The 17,869-nt window shown below is 68.3% G+C and carries 17 protein-coding genes; 4 read left to right on the top strand and 13 right to left on the bottom strand.

The genetic code is table 11. The features are described from left to right. The first annotated feature begins 436 nt into the window (after positions 1–436). On the top strand, positions 437–1,339 hold the full coding sequence (locus ACFWGN_RS11130; RefSeq protein WP_377616899.1) for a neutral zinc metallopeptidase: 903 nt from the start codon (positions 437–439) through the stop codon (positions 1,337–1,339). Between the two features lie 175 nt (positions 1,340–1,514). Continuing rightward, on the top strand, positions 1,515–2,123 hold the full coding sequence (locus ACFWGN_RS11125) for a dihydrofolate reductase family protein (protein ID WP_377616898.1): 609 nt from the start codon (positions 1,515–1,517) through the stop codon (positions 2,121–2,123). 141 nt (positions 2,124–2,264) lie between these two features. On the opposite strand, the gene ACFWGN_RS11120 is transcribed toward ACFWGN_RS11125, so the two are convergent. Beyond that, the gene (locus ACFWGN_RS11120; protein WP_377616897.1) at positions 2,265–3,878 is read right to left on the bottom strand and encodes an FAD-dependent oxidoreductase; all 1,614 of its coding nucleotides are present in this window, start codon (positions 3,876–3,878) and stop codon (positions 2,265–2,267) included. 345 nt (positions 3,879–4,223) lie between these two features. Between ACFWGN_RS11120 and ACFWGN_RS11115 the strand changes: the two genes are divergently transcribed. Further along, the gene (locus ACFWGN_RS11115) at positions 4,224–4,883 is read left to right on the top strand and encodes a Rid family hydrolase (protein WP_191805885.1); all 660 of its coding nucleotides are present in this window, start codon (positions 4,224–4,226) and stop codon (positions 4,881–4,883) included. Positions 4,884–5,453: 570 nt separating this feature from the next. Here ACFWGN_RS11115 and ACFWGN_RS11110 read toward each other — a convergent pair. Genes ACFWGN_RS11110 through ACFWGN_RS11095 form a run of 4 tightly spaced genes read right to left on the bottom strand, consistent with a single transcriptional unit; the run spans position 5,454 to position 9,604 of the window. Then, positions 5,454–6,230: a PP2C family serine/threonine-protein phosphatase gene (locus tag ACFWGN_RS11110; protein WP_377616896.1), complete on the bottom strand. Its 777-nt coding sequence runs from the start codon at positions 6,228–6,230 to the stop codon at positions 5,454–5,456. Beyond that, complete coding sequence (locus ACFWGN_RS11105) at positions 6,231–6,905, bottom strand: VWA domain-containing protein (RefSeq protein ID WP_377616895.1); 675 nt, start codon at positions 6,903–6,905, stop codon at positions 6,231–6,233. A 33-nt stretch (positions 6,906–6,938) separates the two neighbouring features. Beyond that, a complete protein-coding gene (locus ACFWGN_RS11100) occupies positions 6,939–9,215 on the bottom strand; it encodes a hypothetical protein (RefSeq protein ID WP_377616894.1) in 2,277 nt (758 codons plus the stop codon). After that, positions 9,212–9,604, bottom strand: a complete 393-nt coding sequence (locus ACFWGN_RS11095; protein ID WP_377616893.1) for a helix-turn-helix domain-containing protein — start codon at positions 9,602–9,604, stop codon at positions 9,212–9,214. Before ACFWGN_RS11095 ends, ACFWGN_RS11100 begins: the two co-directional genes overlap by 4 nt. Before the next feature lie 253 nt (positions 9,605–9,857). On the opposite strand from ACFWGN_RS11095, the gene ACFWGN_RS11090 reads away from it, so the two are divergent. Next, positions 9,858–10,187, top strand: a complete 330-nt coding sequence (locus ACFWGN_RS11090) for a hypothetical protein (protein ID WP_377616892.1) — start codon at positions 9,858–9,860, stop codon at positions 10,185–10,187. Between the two features lie 527 nt (positions 10,188–10,714). Here ACFWGN_RS11090 and ACFWGN_RS11085 read toward each other — a convergent pair. The 8 genes from ACFWGN_RS11085 to ACFWGN_RS11050 all read right to left on the bottom strand — a co-directional run bounded on the left by ACFWGN_RS11085 (position 10,715) and on the right by ACFWGN_RS11050 (position 17,803). Then, positions 10,715–11,062 carry a metal-sulfur cluster assembly factor gene (locus ACFWGN_RS11085; RefSeq protein WP_056647167.1) on the bottom strand — a complete coding sequence of 116 codons (348 nt, stop codon included), beginning with the start codon at positions 11,060–11,062 and terminating at the stop codon, positions 10,715–10,717. Beyond that, on the bottom strand, positions 11,059–11,607 hold the full coding sequence (gene sufU, locus ACFWGN_RS11080; RefSeq protein ID WP_191805886.1) for a Fe-S cluster assembly sulfur transfer protein SufU: 549 nt from the start codon (positions 11,605–11,607) through the stop codon (positions 11,059–11,061). The genes ACFWGN_RS11085 and sufU overlap by 4 nt, the downstream gene beginning before the upstream one ends. 75 nt (positions 11,608–11,682) lie before the next feature. Next, positions 11,683–12,981 (bottom strand): cysteine desulfurase, encoded by a 1,299-nt coding sequence (locus ACFWGN_RS11075; RefSeq protein WP_377616891.1) that lies wholly within the window; start codon positions 12,979–12,981, stop codon positions 11,683–11,685. Between the two features lie 72 nt (positions 12,982–13,053). Then, positions 13,054–13,818, bottom strand: coding sequence for a Fe-S cluster assembly ATPase SufC (gene sufC / locus ACFWGN_RS11070; protein WP_377616890.1), 765 nt, complete (start codon positions 13,816–13,818; stop codon positions 13,054–13,056). 44 nt (positions 13,819–13,862) lie between these two features. Further along, complete coding sequence (locus ACFWGN_RS11065) at positions 13,863–14,204, bottom strand: non-heme iron oxygenase ferredoxin subunit (protein WP_191805889.1); 342 nt, start codon at positions 14,202–14,204, stop codon at positions 13,863–13,865. 10 nt (positions 14,205–14,214) lie between these two features. Then, a complete protein-coding gene (gene sufD, locus ACFWGN_RS11060; RefSeq protein WP_191805890.1) occupies positions 14,215–15,447 on the bottom strand; it encodes a Fe-S cluster assembly protein SufD in 1,233 nt (410 codons plus the stop codon). Continuing rightward, on the bottom strand, positions 15,448–16,902 hold the full coding sequence (gene sufB, locus ACFWGN_RS11055; protein ID WP_191791376.1) for a Fe-S cluster assembly protein SufB: 1,455 nt from the start codon (positions 16,900–16,902) through the stop codon (positions 15,448–15,450). A gap of 1 nt (position 16,903) precedes the next feature. Beyond that, entirely contained in the window at positions 16,904–17,803 is a 900-nt protein-coding gene (locus ACFWGN_RS11050) for a helix-turn-helix transcriptional regulator (protein ID WP_377616889.1), read from the bottom strand. Positions 17,804–17,869: the final 66 nt, after the last annotated feature.

The raw sequence follows: 17,869 nt of genomic DNA, 5'->3' as shown, positions 1-17,869 counted from the left end.
GCGGCTGCGGACGGAACGGGATTTCGCGGGCTGGTCCGTCACAGTGGGTGACGCGGGTGCGGCAGGGCGACCCCGGCGCAGGTACCGGTCCCGTTCCCGGTCGAGGCCGCGCGCGCCGACGGGGCTGCCGGGGTAGCCGGCGTCGACAACGTTGCCGGGTAGCCGGCGTCGAGAACGAGGTTGCGTTCGTTCTGAGGCCCAGGACGGACGCGACCTCGTTCTCGGCGACCACCTTCCCCGCCCGACGACGTCGCTCGCCTCCCCGGGGCACGCCGCGGCGGGGCGAGACGACGGCGCGCGGCGAGCTGCGCCGTCGGGCCGGAAGGGGCGGCTCCCCCGCTGACGGAGCCCGCCCACGGCGAGGCGCGCCAGGAAGTCACCGACCGAACCGCGACCGCAGGGCGCCGTGACCTGCGGCGACGGGTAGCGTTGACCTGTGACGTTCAACGAGGGTGGTTCATTCGAGGGCGGCCGTGTCCGCAAGGGTGGCCGGGGCAAGGGTCCCGTGATCGCGGGCGGCGGCATCGCGGCCGTGCTCGTGGCGGTCGTGGTCGCGCTGCTCAACGGCGGCGACCTGGGCAGCGTGCTGGGCGCGGTCGGCGACCAGGTCCAGACGACCAGCACCGAGGACACGGGCCAGCAGCAGTTCGTCGACGACTGCACGGTCGAGGAGGCCAACACCGAGCGCGAGTGCAGGCTGTCCGCGACGTCGTACTCGCTCGACGACTACTGGTCCGAGGCGCTGCCCGCGCAGGTCGGTGTGGCCTACGTCGTGCCCGACGTCGTGAGCTTCACGGGCTCGACGCAGACGGCGTGCGGCGCCGCGACCAGTGCCGTCGGGCCGTTCTACTGCCCGCCCGACCAGAGCGTGTACCTCGACGTGTCGTTCTTCGACGAGCTGCGCGACCGCTTCGGCGCCTCGGACGGGAGCCTCGCCGAGATGTACGTCGTGGCGCACGAGTTCGGTCACCACATCGAGCAGCTCTCAGGGGCCATGTCGTCCGCGGACCGCTCGGGCACCGGACCCGACTCCGACTCGGTCCGCATCGAGCTCATGGCCGACTGCCTCGCGGGCATGTGGGTCGGCAACGCGTCGAAGGTCGTCGATCCCCAGACAGGTGTCAAGTACCTCGCCCCCATCACGCAGGCCCAGCTGAAGGACGCCCTGTCTGCGGCCTCCGCCGTCGGTGACGACCGCATCCAGCAGTCAGCGACCGGCTCGGTGAACCCCGAGGCGTGGACGCACGGCTCGAGCGAGCAGCGCCAGCGCTGGTTCATGACGGGCTACGACGGCGGGACCGTCCAGGCCTGCAACGCTCTCGAGGCGTCGACGCTCTGAGCGCTCTCGTTCCCGCTTCCCCTGACGGCGATCGTCGGACTGCGCACTATTGCCGAGCGCAAGCGCTCCTCCGGCGGACCGATGAGTTCTCGGTCGCGCACCCGTCTCACTGGTGAGACCAGGCCGCCCTCGGGCGGCATCACCGCACGGGAACACCGAGGACGGGGACGGACCCATGGCTGAGCTGCTCGTCGACTTCATCACCTCGCTCGACGGCTACGCGTCGGGAGAGGGCTGGCCCGGGTTCTGGGGGCTCGAGGGCCCCGAGTACCTCGGGTGGCTCCAGGAGCAACCCGAGGTCACCTATCTGATGGGCGCGACCACCTACCGGCTGATGTCGGGCTTCGCGGCGGGCCAGGTGCCGGAGGGGACGGACGAGTTCACCGCTGACGAGGAGGCGTCCGTCGACGAGCTCACGGCGGCACGGAAGGTGGTCTTCTCCAGCACGCTCGACGAGCCGCTGACGTGGGCCAACTCCACGCTGGTGCGGGGCGACGCGGTGGAGGCCGTCCGCGCCATGAAGGACCACGAGGACGGCATCCTCAGCACGATCGGCAGCCTCAGCGTGGCGCGCGCGCTGCTGCGGGCAGGGCTCGTCGACCGGTTCCGGGTCGGGATGTTCCCCGTGATCACGGGCGCGACAGGATCGGAGCGGATCTACGACGGCTATCCCGACGTCGCCCTCGAGATGACCGTGCACCATACCTTCGACACGGGCATCCACATCGTCGAGTACCGCCCCCGCGTCCTGGAGCACCCGCCCCTGCTGCCCGCCGACGGGTGAGAGCGCCAGGTCGGACAGGAGCCCAGCGTTCCGGTGCACGGGCTCTGAGCCCTGTACCCCGGCGCTGACGAGCGCACCTCGGGCGGCGAGCAGAGGTCCGGGCCCCTCGGACGAGCCGAGGAACCCGGACCGGTTATCGTGTCAGCTCGACATGACGCGCTGGTGGAGGTTCTGCACGGCGTACCGCGCCGACCAGAACGCGCCGTGCTGCCAGGCGGAGATCTCGGACATCCAGTCGCCCGCGAAGTAGACGTTGCCCGCGCCCTGCTGGAGCTGCTTGAAGCGCGCGGACGCGGTGTTCGGGTAGGCCCAGGCGCCCTCGATGTACGGCACCTTGTGCCACGCGATCGAGAACGAGCTCTCGAGCTCGGTCCGGTACTTCTCGCCGTGGATCTTCACGCCCTGCTCGACCGCCCGCAGCTCGCGCTGCTTGGGCGACATGTCGGCGTAGGCCCGCGCGTTGGCCCCCGTGTTGTAGTAGCCGACGACGAGTCCCTTGCGCTCCCCGTAGCCGTAGGACGGGTACCAGATGTGGGCCAGGTCCATGTCGGTCTCGGTGATGCCGCCGTAGATGCGGTGGTCGTCCTCCCAGAACCGCGACCGGTACTGCAGGCCGATCTTGCCCGCGGGAGAACCGACCGCGAACTCGCCCAGGGCCGCGTCGATGTCGGGGCCCCAGTTGGTGCTCCAACGACGCATGAGCCCCGCCGGGGCAGAGACGATCGCGAAGTCGGCGTCGATCTGGCGGGCCTTGCCGTTCGCCGCCGTGTAGGTGACCTTGACGCCGCGGCTCGTGTTCTCGACCCCGGTCACCGGCGAGCTGAAGAGCACGTTCTGCTTGCCGATGGCGCGCACGAAGTACTCGTAGGTCGTGTCCATGCCGCCCTTGGGCTGGAACATGAGCATCGACTGCTCCCAGTTGATCTCGAACGGGAAGTACTGCCCCACCTTCGAGGCGAGCACCTCCGAGACCGTGCCCGGTCCGGGCAACGGCGTGCCGTGCTCGTTCCACGCCGTCGGGTACACCGAGTACCCGCGGTTGCTCCCGCCCTGGTACTTCCCGTCGGCCGTGAGCGACCCCCAGCTGCGCAGGAAGGACCGCAGGTTCTCCTTGTCCGCTGCGGTCAGCTTCTGGTCGAGCGCCCCCTGGTCGGCCGCCATGCTGAGCAGCTCCGAGGTGTAGCCGAACACGTCGGCCTTGGCCGTGCGGTACCGGACCGGGTTGCCCGGGGTGGCGCCCGAGCGCTCGTTGTAGAGGTAGGCGTCGGCGTTGGCGTTCGTGAAGACCTCGTACGGCACACCCAGCTCGCGCAGGTAGTCCATGGCGACCATCCACTGGGCGATGCGCCCGGCGCCCGCGTTCATGTACGTACCGTCGGAGAACCGGGCGGTCTGCTTGACGCCGTTGACGTCCGTCTCGGAGTCGCCGTTGCGTATCGTCAGCGTCCGGCCGCCCGCGCGGTGACGCGCCTCGAGCACGGTCACCCGGTAGCCGGCCTTCTGCAGCTCGTACGCCGACGCGAGCCCGGCGGGGCCCGCTCCGACGACCACGACCTTCTTGGCGGAACGCCCGGTCAGCGAGAAGTCGCTGCCCCTCGGGGGCGTCCAGGACTCGTTGCGCGGCTGTGCCGCGGCCGTCGGCGCGAGCCCGACGGCGCCCATCGTCGCGAACATGACACCGGCGCTGGAGCCCACGCCGACTGCCTGGAGGAAGTTGCGGCGTGAGACGCCGGAGGAGCCGTTTTCTGAGACCACGATGCCCTACCTCTCGTCTGTCGGTCTGGCGGACGGGGGTCCCACGGCCGCGAGCGCCGGGTGCCGCCGCCAGCACCGTGCGTGACGCTAGGCACTGCAGGTTCCCTGGACGGTTCCTCGGCGTTTCCTGGCAGTTGCCAGTGGTAACAAGTCTGTTTCGCACCGTTCCGCCTGGATGCTCCTCCGGGCAGATGGTGCGATTCAGGGCATCCGGGCCGACTTCAGCCCGAACCGCGGTGTTCATCGCGCCGAAACGGCACCTCACTACGGTCCTCGCCATCCGGTACCCACCGGACCGACACGTGCCAGGCGCCCCCGCGCGCTGCACCGCCACTGGAGGTCCTCATGAAGAGCAGCGTCAAGATCATCGCCGCGGTCGTCGTGACCGCAGCCGTCGCCGTCCCGGGCACCGCCTACGCGAAGGGCAAGCTCTTCGAGCCCGCGCCGACCGAGGCCGTCTCGTTCATCACGGGCGACACCGCGTCGATCGCCGACGGCGTCGCGATCGGCAAGAACGTCGCCTGGTACAAGTCCTCGGGGCTCGGACCGTCGGCGATGAACACGGCCCCCGGCGTGTCGGCCGAAGCCAGGTACATCCCGACCGACGTCTTCCCGGGCGGGCAGCTGCCGGCAGGGGTCACGCTCACCGAGGCCCAGGGCATCAACGCACTCATGCGCATCGGCGAGAACCTCACGAAGGCCGGGTTGTCCTACGAGGACGTCGTCTCGATGCGGGTCTTCCTCCAGAACCCCGAGGGCGAGGCGAAGATGGACTTCGCCGGGTGGAACCGGGCGTACCGGCAGTTCTTCGCCAACACGAACCTCGCCACCGGGGCGACGCTCGACGTCCAGCTCGGTTCCGTGACGACCACACCGATGGTCGTGAACGAGGCGCGTCCCTCGCGGTTCGCGCTCGAGATCGAGAACCTGCCGGTCAACGGCTGGCTCGTCGAGGTCGAGGTGGACGCCGTCTACCCGGGGACGGACCACAAGCACTCGAAGTGAGGTCGGGCGGCGCGGCTCGCGGGGACCGGGACGGGGCCCCCCGGGTCGGCCGTGGCGTGAGCCGACGGGCACGGCGAAGGGGCCGTCGTTCCGGGAGGAACGACGGCCCCTTTCGGTGCACGACCTGCGGGCGGGGCGAACGTCAGACGTTGCTCTCGACCTTCAGCGCTGAGCCGGTCAAGCTCCACTGCGACCTCCGCCTGATAAGCGGCCGCCCCCGGGCGCGCGGCGCGCACCCCCCGGCGACGGCGTGACCTTCGCGAGGCGTCAAACTTGCGCGCAATGTTGAGGTCCGGGCAGTAGTACCAGACCGTACGGCCGTTGTGAGGCGGTGGCATCCGTCGGGGAACGGGATGTTCCTCGGTGTGCTTCAACAGCTTCGCGCGAAGGTACTCAGGCGGCTTCACCGACCGAAGGTCCGCCTCAGCGAACTAGTGCTGGTTCGCCTTGAGCACTTCCTCGACCAGCAGTCCGAGTGTTCAACTTGTCCGCACCCTCTCGCCGCTGCCCTCGGCGAGCTTCGCGTTGTCGGATTTGTGATAGCAGACCTTTGATGCTGGCTTGTTTTGGTCAAGCCGTGCCATCGGCTCCGCTCCCTGGAAAGTCTCGCCCGAGTACCCCGATGGAACAGTCGTCCTTGGTGGCGTTGCGGACGGTGATGTCGACAAACTTCCGCAACTGCTTCTTGTACTTCGAGGTCTTGCTCTGCTGGGCAGGCGCGGTTCCCACGGCGGTGATGAGCTTTGAACATGCACCCGCCAACTGGCGCGTCCGCGGGTTGTAGAGACTGTCGCCAGTGCCGTCGCTCATGAGGACAAATCCCGCAACTCCGTCCAAGGAGCCGCGAAACAGCCGGATCGACTCTGCCGCACCTCCTGAGGTCACGAAAGTTGTCTGGTTGGCGAACTCATTGTTGTCGGGGCCCGAGACGACTCGCAACTGTCCGTCCTTCAGGTAGCCGATGAGGCCGTCGCCAACATGAGCGCCGAGAAACTTGTCGCCCGACACCGCGACGCTCATGAATGTCGAGGCCAGGTCGCGCACGTGAAGTCCTTGCCGGTCGGCGACACCCGCCAACTTGTCGAGCAACCGTCCAAGGATCTCCAGCTTGACGCTGGCACCGTCTGACCTCTCAGCGTAGTTGTCGAACCGCTCCAGCAGGAGGGCGCACCCCTCATCTACCACCGCCTGGGCGCCAAACTGCGAGTGGCTTGCAGAACCGGCGCCGTCGGCAAGGCAGAGGACCTGGATGCCGGCACGCGAGAGGAACTTGGTCCGGTCTTGGACCGGTGTGCCGTCCCGCAAGTGCCCGTGGCCCCTGACCTGGTAATGAAACTCCTTGAACACCTACAGCTCCGCCCAGCCGGCGAGTCCGTCGAGGTCGAGCTTCACCGCGTCCCCGGGCGTCGAACGAGAGACGCGCGCGACGGACTTCGACAGCCACTCGAAGAACTCCTTGAACTTGAGTCCGTCGAGACGAAGTGGAGGGCGGTTGGGGCTGAAGCGGGCCAGGGTCCTCATGTCCGCATGAGGCCCGATGCCGATCGGGAAGACGGTGAGCTTCTTGGCGTCGACCAGATCGACGACGCGTGCAACTGCGCTGTCGATGTTGTCGGTCGGCGCGCCGTCCGTCATGAGGACCAGCCAGGGCTGGTAGTACAGGACGCCGCTGCCCGAGTAGGTCGCCTTCCGCTTCTCCAAGGTGTCGAGGGCGAGATTCACGCCCGCACCCATTGCGGTGGTCCCGCTGGCGGCCAGTTTGGTGATGCGCTGCAGCCGTTCGATGCTGGCAAAGTCGTGGACCAGTCCTGCGGCGGAATTGAACTCGACGATGTTTATCTCAGCCGAGTCGTGTGCGTCGTCGTCCTCGTCGATGGCGTCATAGAAGAGGTTGACGCCTCGGACGAGTTCCTGGATCGGCGAGCCGTTCATGGATGAGCTCGTATCGAGGCACAGTGAGACGGGGACGCGCGGGGTGGGGTTGTCAATGAGATCGTCGGCCCCAATGTCGAGTCGTGCCATTTCCGTTTCCTTTCGTCAGCCTTGTGGTGGTGGCTAGTTGTCTTGAAACCACTGCTTCAGTCGCGCCCAGAATCCGCCCAGGGGCTGGGCGCCGGACTTAGGTGCCATGCGCTGCTTGGCAGCGGTCACCGGCGGGCAGGACTGCTTGATTGCCGCATGCGACTTGGGTACGTCCAGGAAGCGGCTCGTGAACCACCCGATGTGGTCGTAGGTGATGAAAGGCTGCCGGCAGTCCACGCAAAGCCGAGCCGGGTCCAGCGAGTTCGCCTTGGTGGTGCATGTCGGGCAGCGCCCGTAGGTAAGCTGCGCCTTCGAGTAGTTCTTGCCGCAGTCCTTGCAGGCGAAGGTCGCCGGAGTCGCCACGCGTGGGGGGACTGCTCGCGGCGCGGCACCTCGCACGGCCGCGGTCCGTGTGGGTTGGGAGTCCTTGCACTTGTTGCACTGTCGCGGAACGAAGTACTCCTGGTTGTCGTCGCTCCAGATTCCGGCGATCGCGTTTTGGCGACCGCAGCCCGGGCAGTCCTGGATCGGGGTGTCCGGCCGGAAGGCCTTGTTGCGGATCGGGTACACGTCGTTCGACATGGGGTCGAAGTTCAGGCGCTTGTTGGCCAGGTAGGCCTTGTACGCCCTGAACGCGTCGAGCCACTCGGTCGCCGTCGGGCGCTTCTTGTAACGCTTACCCTCCTTGTGGAAGGTGTGCCAGAAGAGGTCCTTGACCGGCTTGTGTATGTGGCTCCACATGTACTTCCAGTCGCCGTTAGGCTGGTCCTTGTTGTTGCGGTTCTCATACTGGAAGGCGAAGTTGCCCTCCTTGATCAACTGGACCACGTCGCCGTCGGTGCCGGTCCGGATGTACGGAAATTGGCCGGTCATGACGACCATGAACAGCATTGTGGCAACCGCGAAGAACTCGTCCTCCATGGTCCGCAGGTCCTCTGCATATGCCTTGCCGAGCATCGCGGGCGAGGTGAACATTGGCGTACCCACCGGACAGGGGTAGCCCTCCGCCTGCCACGAGTCCACGTCGATGATGAAGACGTTCTTCCTGTCGTCGACCATCAGATTCTTCGGGTTGATGTCGCCCACGACAATGTTCAGAGAATGCAGATACTGGACCTTCTCCAGGAATGAGATGCAAACGTCGACTAGATCTGCCTTCGTCCAAGTCGGGAACTCCTTGGCGAACTTGCGCTTGTTGAAGATCGTGCGCTGGAACTCGCGGCCGCTCGCTCGCGGCATGACGTATCCGACGAACTCTCCATCGCTGTTGCGCACCAGCGCGGAAGGGACACACACTCCCTGTAGCTGAAGGCCGTGGCTCACCAGCAGGTGGATCTTTTCCTGGCGATGCCGGGTGACGTGGTCCTTGTCGAAAATCTTCACGACGGTCTTCTTGTCGGCACCCTCATAGACCGAGCCTTCGCCGCCTTCGCCTACGAGAGGGCCCAGGACGAACGTGCCGCTCTCGCTCGCGGATTCCCAGGTGACTTTCTCGCCTTGCGTAGGGAGGGACGCGAACGGCAGTGCCGTGTCGCGCGGCTTGATCTTCCTCGTCGCTGCAAACGGCTTCACCAGTGCGGAGCCAGTCGCAACGGGCGTCGGCACGGGAGTTTCGCCGCGCCTGAACCTCACTCTCGGGTCTGGCTCTATGAGGCGAACGGCCTTGCGGAACTCATCGAGCAGAGGCCCAAGCGTTGCGACCTCCGACTCGTCCTTGAAGTTGCCTGTGTTACTGGCAATGCGTTCTGCATGACGGTCGCGCTTGCGGTTTCCGCGCTCGAACAGGGCCTGGTCGTGCTCGACCTCCAGGTCACCATCCTTGGTCAGCACGCCAACGATGAGGCGCCCGCCCAGGCGATGCGCAAGGAGGCGGATGCGCAGCTTGATGGTGATGTCGTGGGTGAGCAGGCACATCTCGTACCTGCCGGCGAACTGCTCGAAGAGCCGCAAGAACAGGTCGTCCGCGTACGGATTGGTGTCGTCACCCAGGTCCGTGCGGATTAGGCGGACCCGGCTCGCGCTCTCCAAGAACGTGAGTGCGGCTCCAGCCTTCCTGACGGCCTCGGCCCGCTCTGCGCTCTCCGTCGAGGTGTCGATGCAGCTCTGCTTGATCAGCTCGCCGACGACCTTCGTCGGGACCACGATCGGGTTGTCGTTCTTCAGGATCGCGCCCTGGCCTCGCTCGAACAGGCGCTTCAGACCTCCGGCGCGACGTGGGTCGGTGTCCATGAACATGTTCGTGTCGATGAACAGCCGACGGTTGGGCTGGAGGAACTCGACGGGATCGAGCAACGTCAACTCCGCGCTCACTGGTTGCTCCCGAACGAGATGTTGCTCTTGAACTCGTCCACAGCGGCGGCGGTCTCCCCACTCTCTCGCTGGCGACCTCGCTGGTACTCGACGATTGCACGAATCGGAATGCGGTGGTGCGTCCCGACACGGACGTGCTCCAGGGTTCCGGCATCCACGAGCTTCATCAGCGTGGGACGAGACATGCCGAGCATTGACGCCGCCTCCGTCGTGGTGAAGAGGTCCTTGACCGGAATAATCACCGCCCCGGTCGAGTGCTCGGCTTCCAGCAGTTCGAGCACCTTCTCCGCGCTCTTGCGGGTCAAGCTGAGAGTGACCGTCACCTCCTCAGGCGAAGCGGCGAGGGCGTCGCGCAAGGCCTCGACATCGTCCGGCAGGATCTCAGGCATCTTCACCTCCAACTGAAGCAAGTGCAACCAACTGCAACAACTGTAGCCATGTGCAGCAAGTGCAGTCAATGGCGGCAATGTGATTCACCCGCTCCATCGCCCGGCCGATGCTTATCTGAGTGACGCGTACGCCTCCTCACATCCGCAGTGCAGCTGTCGATGATCTCGTCGGGGTCCAAGCAGGCGTTCTCCCGCCTGAGATCCCGCGTTCCAGCGCACGGACGAAGGTGGGTTCACCGAGATCGACCCGACAATGACGACCCTGCAGTTCGCCGCCCTCGCCGTGCGGGAGTTCCGTGAGGGCGAGCAACTCGTGGCTTTCGGACGCGTCGAGCACTTCCACAGCGCCGACCGGTTCGCGGCCCGCCGCATCGACCATGACGCGACCCGCGCGCCCCGGCCTGAGAACGCACGAACCAAATCGCGACCCGAGCAGCCCGCCAAAGATGCGGCGTCGAGGCCACGACGGCGGGTGGCGCCGGGCATGCCCGCGCAGCCGAAGCAACGTCCGGCACGGCGGCGCGCTGCCGGCCGTCTGGCCTCTGCCGCCGCGAAGCGCGACGCCGTCGGGCACTATCTGTGAAGGGCGATGACGGACGATCACCGCCCCACGTGACGACCGCGACTTCCCGCGGCCGAAGGACCTCCTTGCCGGGCTCTTCGACTGGCCTCAAGCCGACACCATCGGCGCCCCGGCCGCGCACGAGGAGCTCACGACGATCAACTGGCTGTACCTGACCGAGGACGAGGCGATGGTCGCCTGGCTCGATCTTGACGACTGGGTCACCCGGTGGCTGCAGGTCCGGGGCTTCCTGCGGCCGAACTTCGGCCGAATGTTCGCTTTAGTGTGGTATTCCGTGCCATGAGCGTCCCTCCCAGCCGACAGGTGTGCTCCGCGCCCCGTCCTGTGGGGGAATCACGCGCGTTCGCCAGCCCTCGATCCGAGCTCCGAACTGCGCCTACGGCCCGAAATCTGCGGGGGAACCGTGGGGGAATGAGATACCTCCAGAGGCCGTCTCAGTCCATTTCGGACCCTCACCCGAAATCGCGTCGTGCAGGTGAGGTGCCTTTCCGGCGGGATCTCGCGATCCCGCCGGACTGCCCGGAACGTCAGACGTTGAAGCCCAGCGCGCGCAGCTGGTCCTTGCCGTCCTGCGTGATCTTCTCGGGGCCCCACGGCGGCATCCAGACCCAGTTGACCCGGAAGCCGTCGATCAGACCGTCGAGCGACTGCGCGGTCTGGTCCTCGATGACGTCCGTGAGCGGGCAGGCCGCGGACGTGAGCGTCATGTCGATCACGGCGTGGTTGTTCTGGTCGACCTGGATGCCGTAGACGAGGCCGAGGTCGACGACGTTGATCCCGAGCTCGGGGTCGATGACGTCGCGCATGGCCTCCTCGACGTCGGCCGCGGTCGGCGGGGTCGGTGCCGCAGAGGCGGCGGGGGTCTCGGTCGTCATCGGTTCTCCTGGGGGGACTGCGGGGACAAGGGCTGGTCGAGCGGGGGCTGGGAGGCTGCGCCCGGGCCCGCGAGGACCCCCGACGTCGCCAGGGTGTCGCGCAGGGCGGCCCAGCCGAGCAGCGCGCACTTGATACGGGCCGGGAACTGCGCGACCCCGGTGAAGGCCGTGGCGTCGCCCAGCTCGTCCTCGCGGTCCTCGTCGAGGCCCTTGCCGCGGGACTGCATGAGCTGACGGAAGAGGTCGCCCAGGTGCTCGGACTCGGCGACCGGTGCGCCCGTGACGAGGTCGGTGAGCACCGAGAGCGAGGCCTGCGAGATGCTGCAGCCCTGCCCCTCCCAGCTCACGCGGGAGATCGTGGGGACCTTCGGGTCGGCGGTGTCGAACTCGACGCGCATCGTGACCTCGTCGCCGCACGTCGGGTTGATCTGGTGCGACTCACCGTGCAGGTGCCCCTCCGCGAGCTCCACGAAGCCTCGCCCGTGCGGGGACTTCGCGTGGTCGAGGATCACCTGCTGGTACATCTGCTCCAACGAGCTGCTCATTGCTGGGGTCCTGCTCCTTCGGTACGTCGTGCGGGTCGTGGGACCGCGCAGACAGGGTGGGGCGTCGGGCGCACGTCAGTCCACTGAGAAGAACGCCCGGACCCCCGCCAAACCTTCCCGGAACGCCGTGACGTCCTCGGACGTCGTGTACACCGAGGCCGAGGCGCGCGCCGTGGCGGCGATCCCGAACCTGCGGTGCAGGGGCTGCGCGCAGTGGTGACCGACCCGCACGGCGATCCCGGCGGCGTCGAGGACCTGGCCCACGTCGTGGGCGTGGACGCCCTCGACGACGAACGAGACGACCGCGAGGCGGTCCTCGGGCGTCCGCGGGCCGATGATGCGCACGCCCGGGACGTCCGCGATCTTGAGCATCTCGACGGCGAGGTCGTGCTCGTGGGCCGCGACGTTCTCCATCCCGAGCTCTTCGAGGTACTGCGCCGCGACGCCCAGGCCGACGATCTGCGCGACGGCCTGCGTGCCGGCCTCGAAGCGCTGGGGCGGCGGCATGTACGACGCCTCGGTCATGGTCACGACCTCGATCATGGACCCACCGGTCGTGACCGGGGGCAGCGCCTCGAGCAGCTCGCGCCGCCCGTAGAGCGCTCCGACCCCGGTGGGGCCGAGCATCTTGTGACCCGAGAACGCCGCGAAGTCGACATCGAGTGCGTGCAGGTCGACCGGCAGGTGCGGCACGGACTGGCACGCGTCGAGGAACGTGAGCGCCCCGACCTCCTGGGCCCGCGCCACGATGGGTGCGACCGGGGTGATCGCGCCCGTGACGTTGGAGGCGTGCGTGAACGCGACGACGCGCGTGCGCTCGGTGATGACCGAGGCCGCCTCGTCGACGCGGATGCGGCCATCGTCGTCGACGTCGAACCAGCGCAGCACCGCTCCGGTGCGCGCCGCGAGCTCCTGCCACGGCACGAGGTTCGCGTGGTGCTCGGCCTCGGTCAGGACGATCTCGTCGCCCGGCGCGAGGGCGAAGCGGCGGGCCGCCTCTCCCCCGCGACCGATCGTCGCGTTGGACAGCGCGTACGTCACGAGGTTGATCGCGGCGGTGGCCCCGGAGGTCCACACGATCTCGTCGGCGTCGGCCCCGACGAAGCGCGCGACCGCCGACCGGGCGTCCTCGAACGCCTCGGTCGCCTCCTCCGCGAGCTGGTGCGCACCGCGGTGCACCGCGGCGTTGCGCTCCTCGTAGAAGTCGACCTCGGTGTCGAGGACGACCTGGGGCTTCTGGGACGTGGCGCCCGAGTCGAGGTAGACGAGCGGACGGCCACCCCGCACCGTGCGGGCGAGCAGCGGGAAGTCGGCTCGCACGGCGGCGAGCTCGGTGGCGCTCAGCCCGGCCCGCACGGTGTCGGTGGTGGTCATCGAAGTCTCCTCGGTGTGTCAGGTGCCCGCCGGCTGGCCGACGGGCGGGCGGCCGGCGGGCCGCGGGCCGGGTCAGGCCGTGGCTGCGCCGGTCAGGAAGCGGTCGTAGCCCTCGTTCTCGAGGCGGTCGGCGAGCTCGGGGCCGCCCTCCTCGGCGATACGGCCGTCGACGAACACGTGAACGAAGTCCGGCTTGATGTACCGCAGGATGCGCGTGTAGTGCGTGATGAGCAGCACGCCGACGTCGGTGTTCGCCTTGGCGCGGTTGACGCCCTCCGAGACGATGCGCAGCGCGTCGACGTCGAGGCCCGAGTCGGTCTCGTCGAGGATCGCGATGCTCGGCTTGAGGAGCTCCATCTGCAGGATCTCGTGGCGCTTCTTCTCACCGCCGGAGAAGCCCTCGTTGACCGAGCGCTCGGCGAAGGACGAGTCCATGCGCAGGTTCTCCATGGCGCCCTTGACGTCCTTGACCCACGTGCGCAGCGCGGGGGCCTCGCCGTCGATCGCGGTCTTCGCGGTGCGCAGGAAGTTCGAGACGGACACGCCCGGAACCTCGACGGGGTACTGCATGGCGAGGAACATGCCGGCACGGGCACGCTCGTCGACCGTCATCGCGAGGACGTCCTCGCCGTCGAGCGTCACGGTGCCGCTCGTGATCGTGTACTTGGGGTGACCGGCGATCGAGTACGCGAGGGTCGACTTGCCCGAGCCGTTGGGGCCCATGATCGCGTGGGTCTCGCCGCTGTTGATGGTCAGGTCGACGCCGCGCAGGATCGGCTTCGGCCCTTCCTTGGTCTCGACGCTGACGTGCAGGTCGCGGATCTCCAGAGTGGACATGTGGTGTTCTCCAGTATTCGGAAAGTATCGAGAAAGCTCAGGGGTCAGGACGGGGAGACGGTCTGGTCGATGTCGACGAGCACGCGCTCGCCGTCGATCGTGACCGGGTAGACGGGCACAGGGCGCATCGCGGGCAGCGCGGTGGGCATGCCGGTCCGCAGGTCGAACTGCGAGCCGTGCAGCCAGCACTCGATGAAGCAGCCCTCGACCTCGCCGTCGGACAGCGAGACCGCACCGTGGGAGCAGATGTCCGAGATGGCGTGCCAGTTCCCGTCGCCGTCGCGGACGACCGCGACCTCCACGGGACCCTTCTCGCCCTCGAGCTCCACGCGCAGCGCCTCCTCGGGCGCCACGTCGTCGGTCATGCAAGCAAGCTGTGCGCTCATGCGGGTCGGGTCACCGGCCTTCGATGACGCTCATCGACTTGGCGAGCTCGGCCTCGATCGAGGTGAGCAGGCGCTCCTCGACCGACGGGACACCGATCTCCTGGATGAGCTCCGCGAAGAAGCCACGGACCACGAGGCGACGCGCGTCGGCCTCGGGGATGCCGCGGGCCTGCAGGTAGAAGAGCTGCTCGTCGTCGAAGCGACCGGTCGCCGAGGCGTGCCCGGCTCCCTCGATGAGGCCGGTCTCGATCTCGAGGTTCGGCACCGAGTCGGCCCGCGCGCCGTCCGAGAGGACGAGGTTGCGGTTGAGCTCGTAGGTGTCGGTGCCCTCGGCCTCGGTGCGGATCAGCACGTCGCCGACCCAGACCGTGTGCGCGCCCTCGCCCTGCAGCGCGCCCTTGTAGGTGACGCGCGACTTGCAGCTCGGGACCGCGTGGTCGACGAAGAGACGGTGCTCCTGGTGCTGGTCCGCGTCCGCGAAGTACAGGCCGACCATCTCGACCTCGCCACCGGTGCCGGTGAACTCGGCGTCCGGGGTCACGCGCACGACGTCGCCGCCGAACGTCACCACGACGTGCTTGAGCTTGGCGTCGCGGCCGATGCGGGCGCGGTGCGAGCTCGCGTGCACGGCGCCCTCGCTCCAGTCCTGGACCGAGACGACCGTGAGGTGCGCGCCGTCCTCGACGACGATTTCGACCGTCTCGGTGAGCGTCGCAGAGCCCACGTGGTCGATGACCACGACGGACTCGCTGTGGCGCTCGGCCTGGATCAGCAGGTGCGTCGCGGTGGGCTCGTCGGACAGGCCCTCGATGCGCACGGACGTGACCTCGCTGGCCACGGCCTCGGCCGGGATCGTCACGACGGTCGCCTCGGCGAACGCGTTCCACGCGGTCACGGCGGTGCGGTCGCCGGGGACGCCCGCGCGGCCGAGCCGCTCGTCGTCCCGGCCGACGATCTCGACCGTGACCTCGGGCGCGTCGACCACGGTCGTGCGCACGCCGGCGCTGCCGAGCTCGGCAGCGAACAGCGGGGCGAGGCGCGGGACCGGCGAGAAGCGCCACTCCTCCTCGCGCCCGGTGGGCACGGTGATGACGGTCGGGTCGAACGAGGTGATGCGCTCGGCGCGGGATCCCTGCGGCGTGCCGCCGACCCCGTGCGAGTGAGCGCCGTCCTGGACGGCCTGCGTGTGGTCCGTGCTCAGGCCGATCGGCTCGGTCTCTGTGGTGCTCGCAGTAGTAGTCATTTAGCCGACGGACCCTTCCATCTGCAGTTCGATGAGGCGGTTGAGCTCGAGCGCGTACTCCATGGGCAGCTCGCGCGCGATGGGCTCGACGAACCCGCGCACGATCATGGCCATGGCCTCGGTCTCGGCCATGCCTCGGGACATGAGGTAGAACAGCTGGTCCTCGCTCACGCGCGACACGGTCGCCTCGTGACCCATCGAGACGTCGTCCTCGCGGACGTCGACGTACGGGTAGGTGTCGGACCGGGAGATCTGGTCGACGAGCAGCGCGTCGCACAGAACGGTGGAGGCGGAGTGCTCCGCTCCCTCGAGGACCTGGACGAGGCCGCGGTAGGACGTGCGTCCACCGCCGCGCGCCACGGACTTCGAGACGATCGAGGAGGACGTGTGCGGGGCCGCGTGCACCATCTTGGCGCCCGCGTCCTGGTGCTGGCCCTCGCCCGCGAACGCGATCGACAGCGTCTCGCCCTTGGCGTGCTCGCCGAGCAGGTAGATCGCGGGGTACTTCATGGTGACCTTGGAGCCGATGTTGCCGTCGACCCACTCCATGGTCGCGCCCTCGGCCGCCGTCGCACGCTTGGTGACGAGGTTGTACACGTTGTTCGACCAGTTCTGGATGGTCGTGTACCGCACGCGGGCGTTCTTCTTGACGATGATCTCGACGACCGCGGAGTGCAGCGAGTCGCTCGAGTAGATCGGGGCGGTGCAGCCCTCGACGTAGTGCACGTACGAGCCCTCGTCCGCGATGATCAGCGTGCGCTCGAACTGGCCCATGTTCTCCGTGTTGATGCGGAAGTAGGCCTGCAGCGGGATCTCGACGTGGACGCCCGGGGGGACGTAGACGAACGAGCCGCCGGACCACACGGACGAGTTGAGCGCGGCGAACTTGTTGTCACCCGAGGGGATGACGGTGCCGAAGTACTCCTGGAAGAGCTCGGGGTGCTCGCGCAGCGCGGTGTCGGTGTCGAGGAAGATGACGCCCTGCTTCTCGAGCTCCTCGTTGATCTGGTGGTAGACGACCTCGGACTCGTACTGGGCCGCGACACCGGCGACGAGGCGCTGCTTCTCCGCCTCGGGGATGCCGAGCTTGTCGTAGGTCTCCTTGATGTCCTCGGGCAGGTCGTCCCACGACGTGGCCTGCTTCTCGGTGGACCGCACGAAGTACTTGATGTTGTCGAAGTCGATGCCCGACAGGTCGCTGCCCCAGTTGGGCATGGGCTTCTTGTCGAACAGGCGCAGGGCCTTGAGGCGGTAGTTCAGCATCCACTCGGGCTCGCTCTTGAGCGCGGAGATGTTGCGCACGACCGCCTCGGAGAGGCCGCGCTGCGCCGTCGCACCGGCGTCGTCCTTGTCGTGCCAGCCGTAGCCGTAGGAGCCGATCGAGGCGATGATCTCCTCGTCGGACTGGCCGGTGCTCTGGGACACGCCGGCGGTGTCCTGGGTGGGAGCGCTCATGTCATTCCTTCCACGTTCCGTCGACGACGGAGGGGGGCGGTGGGGCGGTGGTCGATGAACCTGTCGGTTCGGTGTGTCGTGCTGGGGGGTGCGCCGGGGCGCGCGGTCCGCGCGCGGTGGCGCGTCGTGCGGTGGTCTCGTGCCCGACGGCGTCGCTCGCCTCGGGTACGCGGGTCGCCGCGGGGAGCACGGGGACGTTGGTGGTGCACGCGTGCCCGCCGCCCGCGAGGGTCGCGAGCCGCTGGACGTGCGAGCCGAGGAGCTGGGAGAAGACCTGGGCCTCGGCGTCGCACAGCTGGGGGAACTCCTCGGCGACGTGCTGGACCGGGCAGTGCCCCTGGCAGAGCTGGACGGTCGCGGTCCCGGCGACGGGGCGCACGCTCGCGGCGAACCCGTCCTCGGCGAGGACCGCGGCGAGCTGCTCGGCGCGGCCCGCGACGTCGTCGGCCGTGATGCGGGGCGCGTAGCGGTCCGTGAGCTCCTCGAGGCGACGACGAGCGAAGTCCTCGACGGCGTCCTCGCCCGCGACGTCGCGCAGGAAGCGCAGCGCCTGGGTCGCGAGGTCGGGGTAGGCCCCCGAGAGCTCGGACTGCCCCCTGTTCGTCGCGACGTAGTGCCGGGCCGGTCGTCCGCGCATGCCCGTGGTGGCGCCCGAGTCGTGGACCGAGATGAGTCCGTCGGTCTCGAGCTGCGCGAGGTGGCGGCGGACGCCTGCGGGCGTGAGGCCCAGGTCCGTCGCGAGCGAGGCGGCGCTCACAGGTCCGTCGGTCACGATGAGGGACAGGACGCGCTCGCGCGTGGTCCCGTCGCCGTCCGCGGCGGCGTGGGATGCGTCACTGCCGAGCGCGACGGCAGGCAACGAGCGGGGCGCTGCACCCGTGGTGCGTGCACCGTGCGTCATGCCTCACCTCCACGTCGTCCGGCCTGCTGGGATCGGTCTCGCCAGGTCCGCGGGCGCGCAAGGGCC

Origin of the sequence: Oerskovia sp. NPDC060338, from assembly GCF_042726295.1 — a bacterium.
GTDB lineage: Bacteria > Actinomycetota > Actinomycetes > Actinomycetales > Cellulomonadaceae > Oerskovia > Oerskovia merdavium.
The sequence above is the reverse complement of the archived record's forward strand: the minus strand, read 5'-3'. Positions and strand labels throughout refer to the sequence as shown.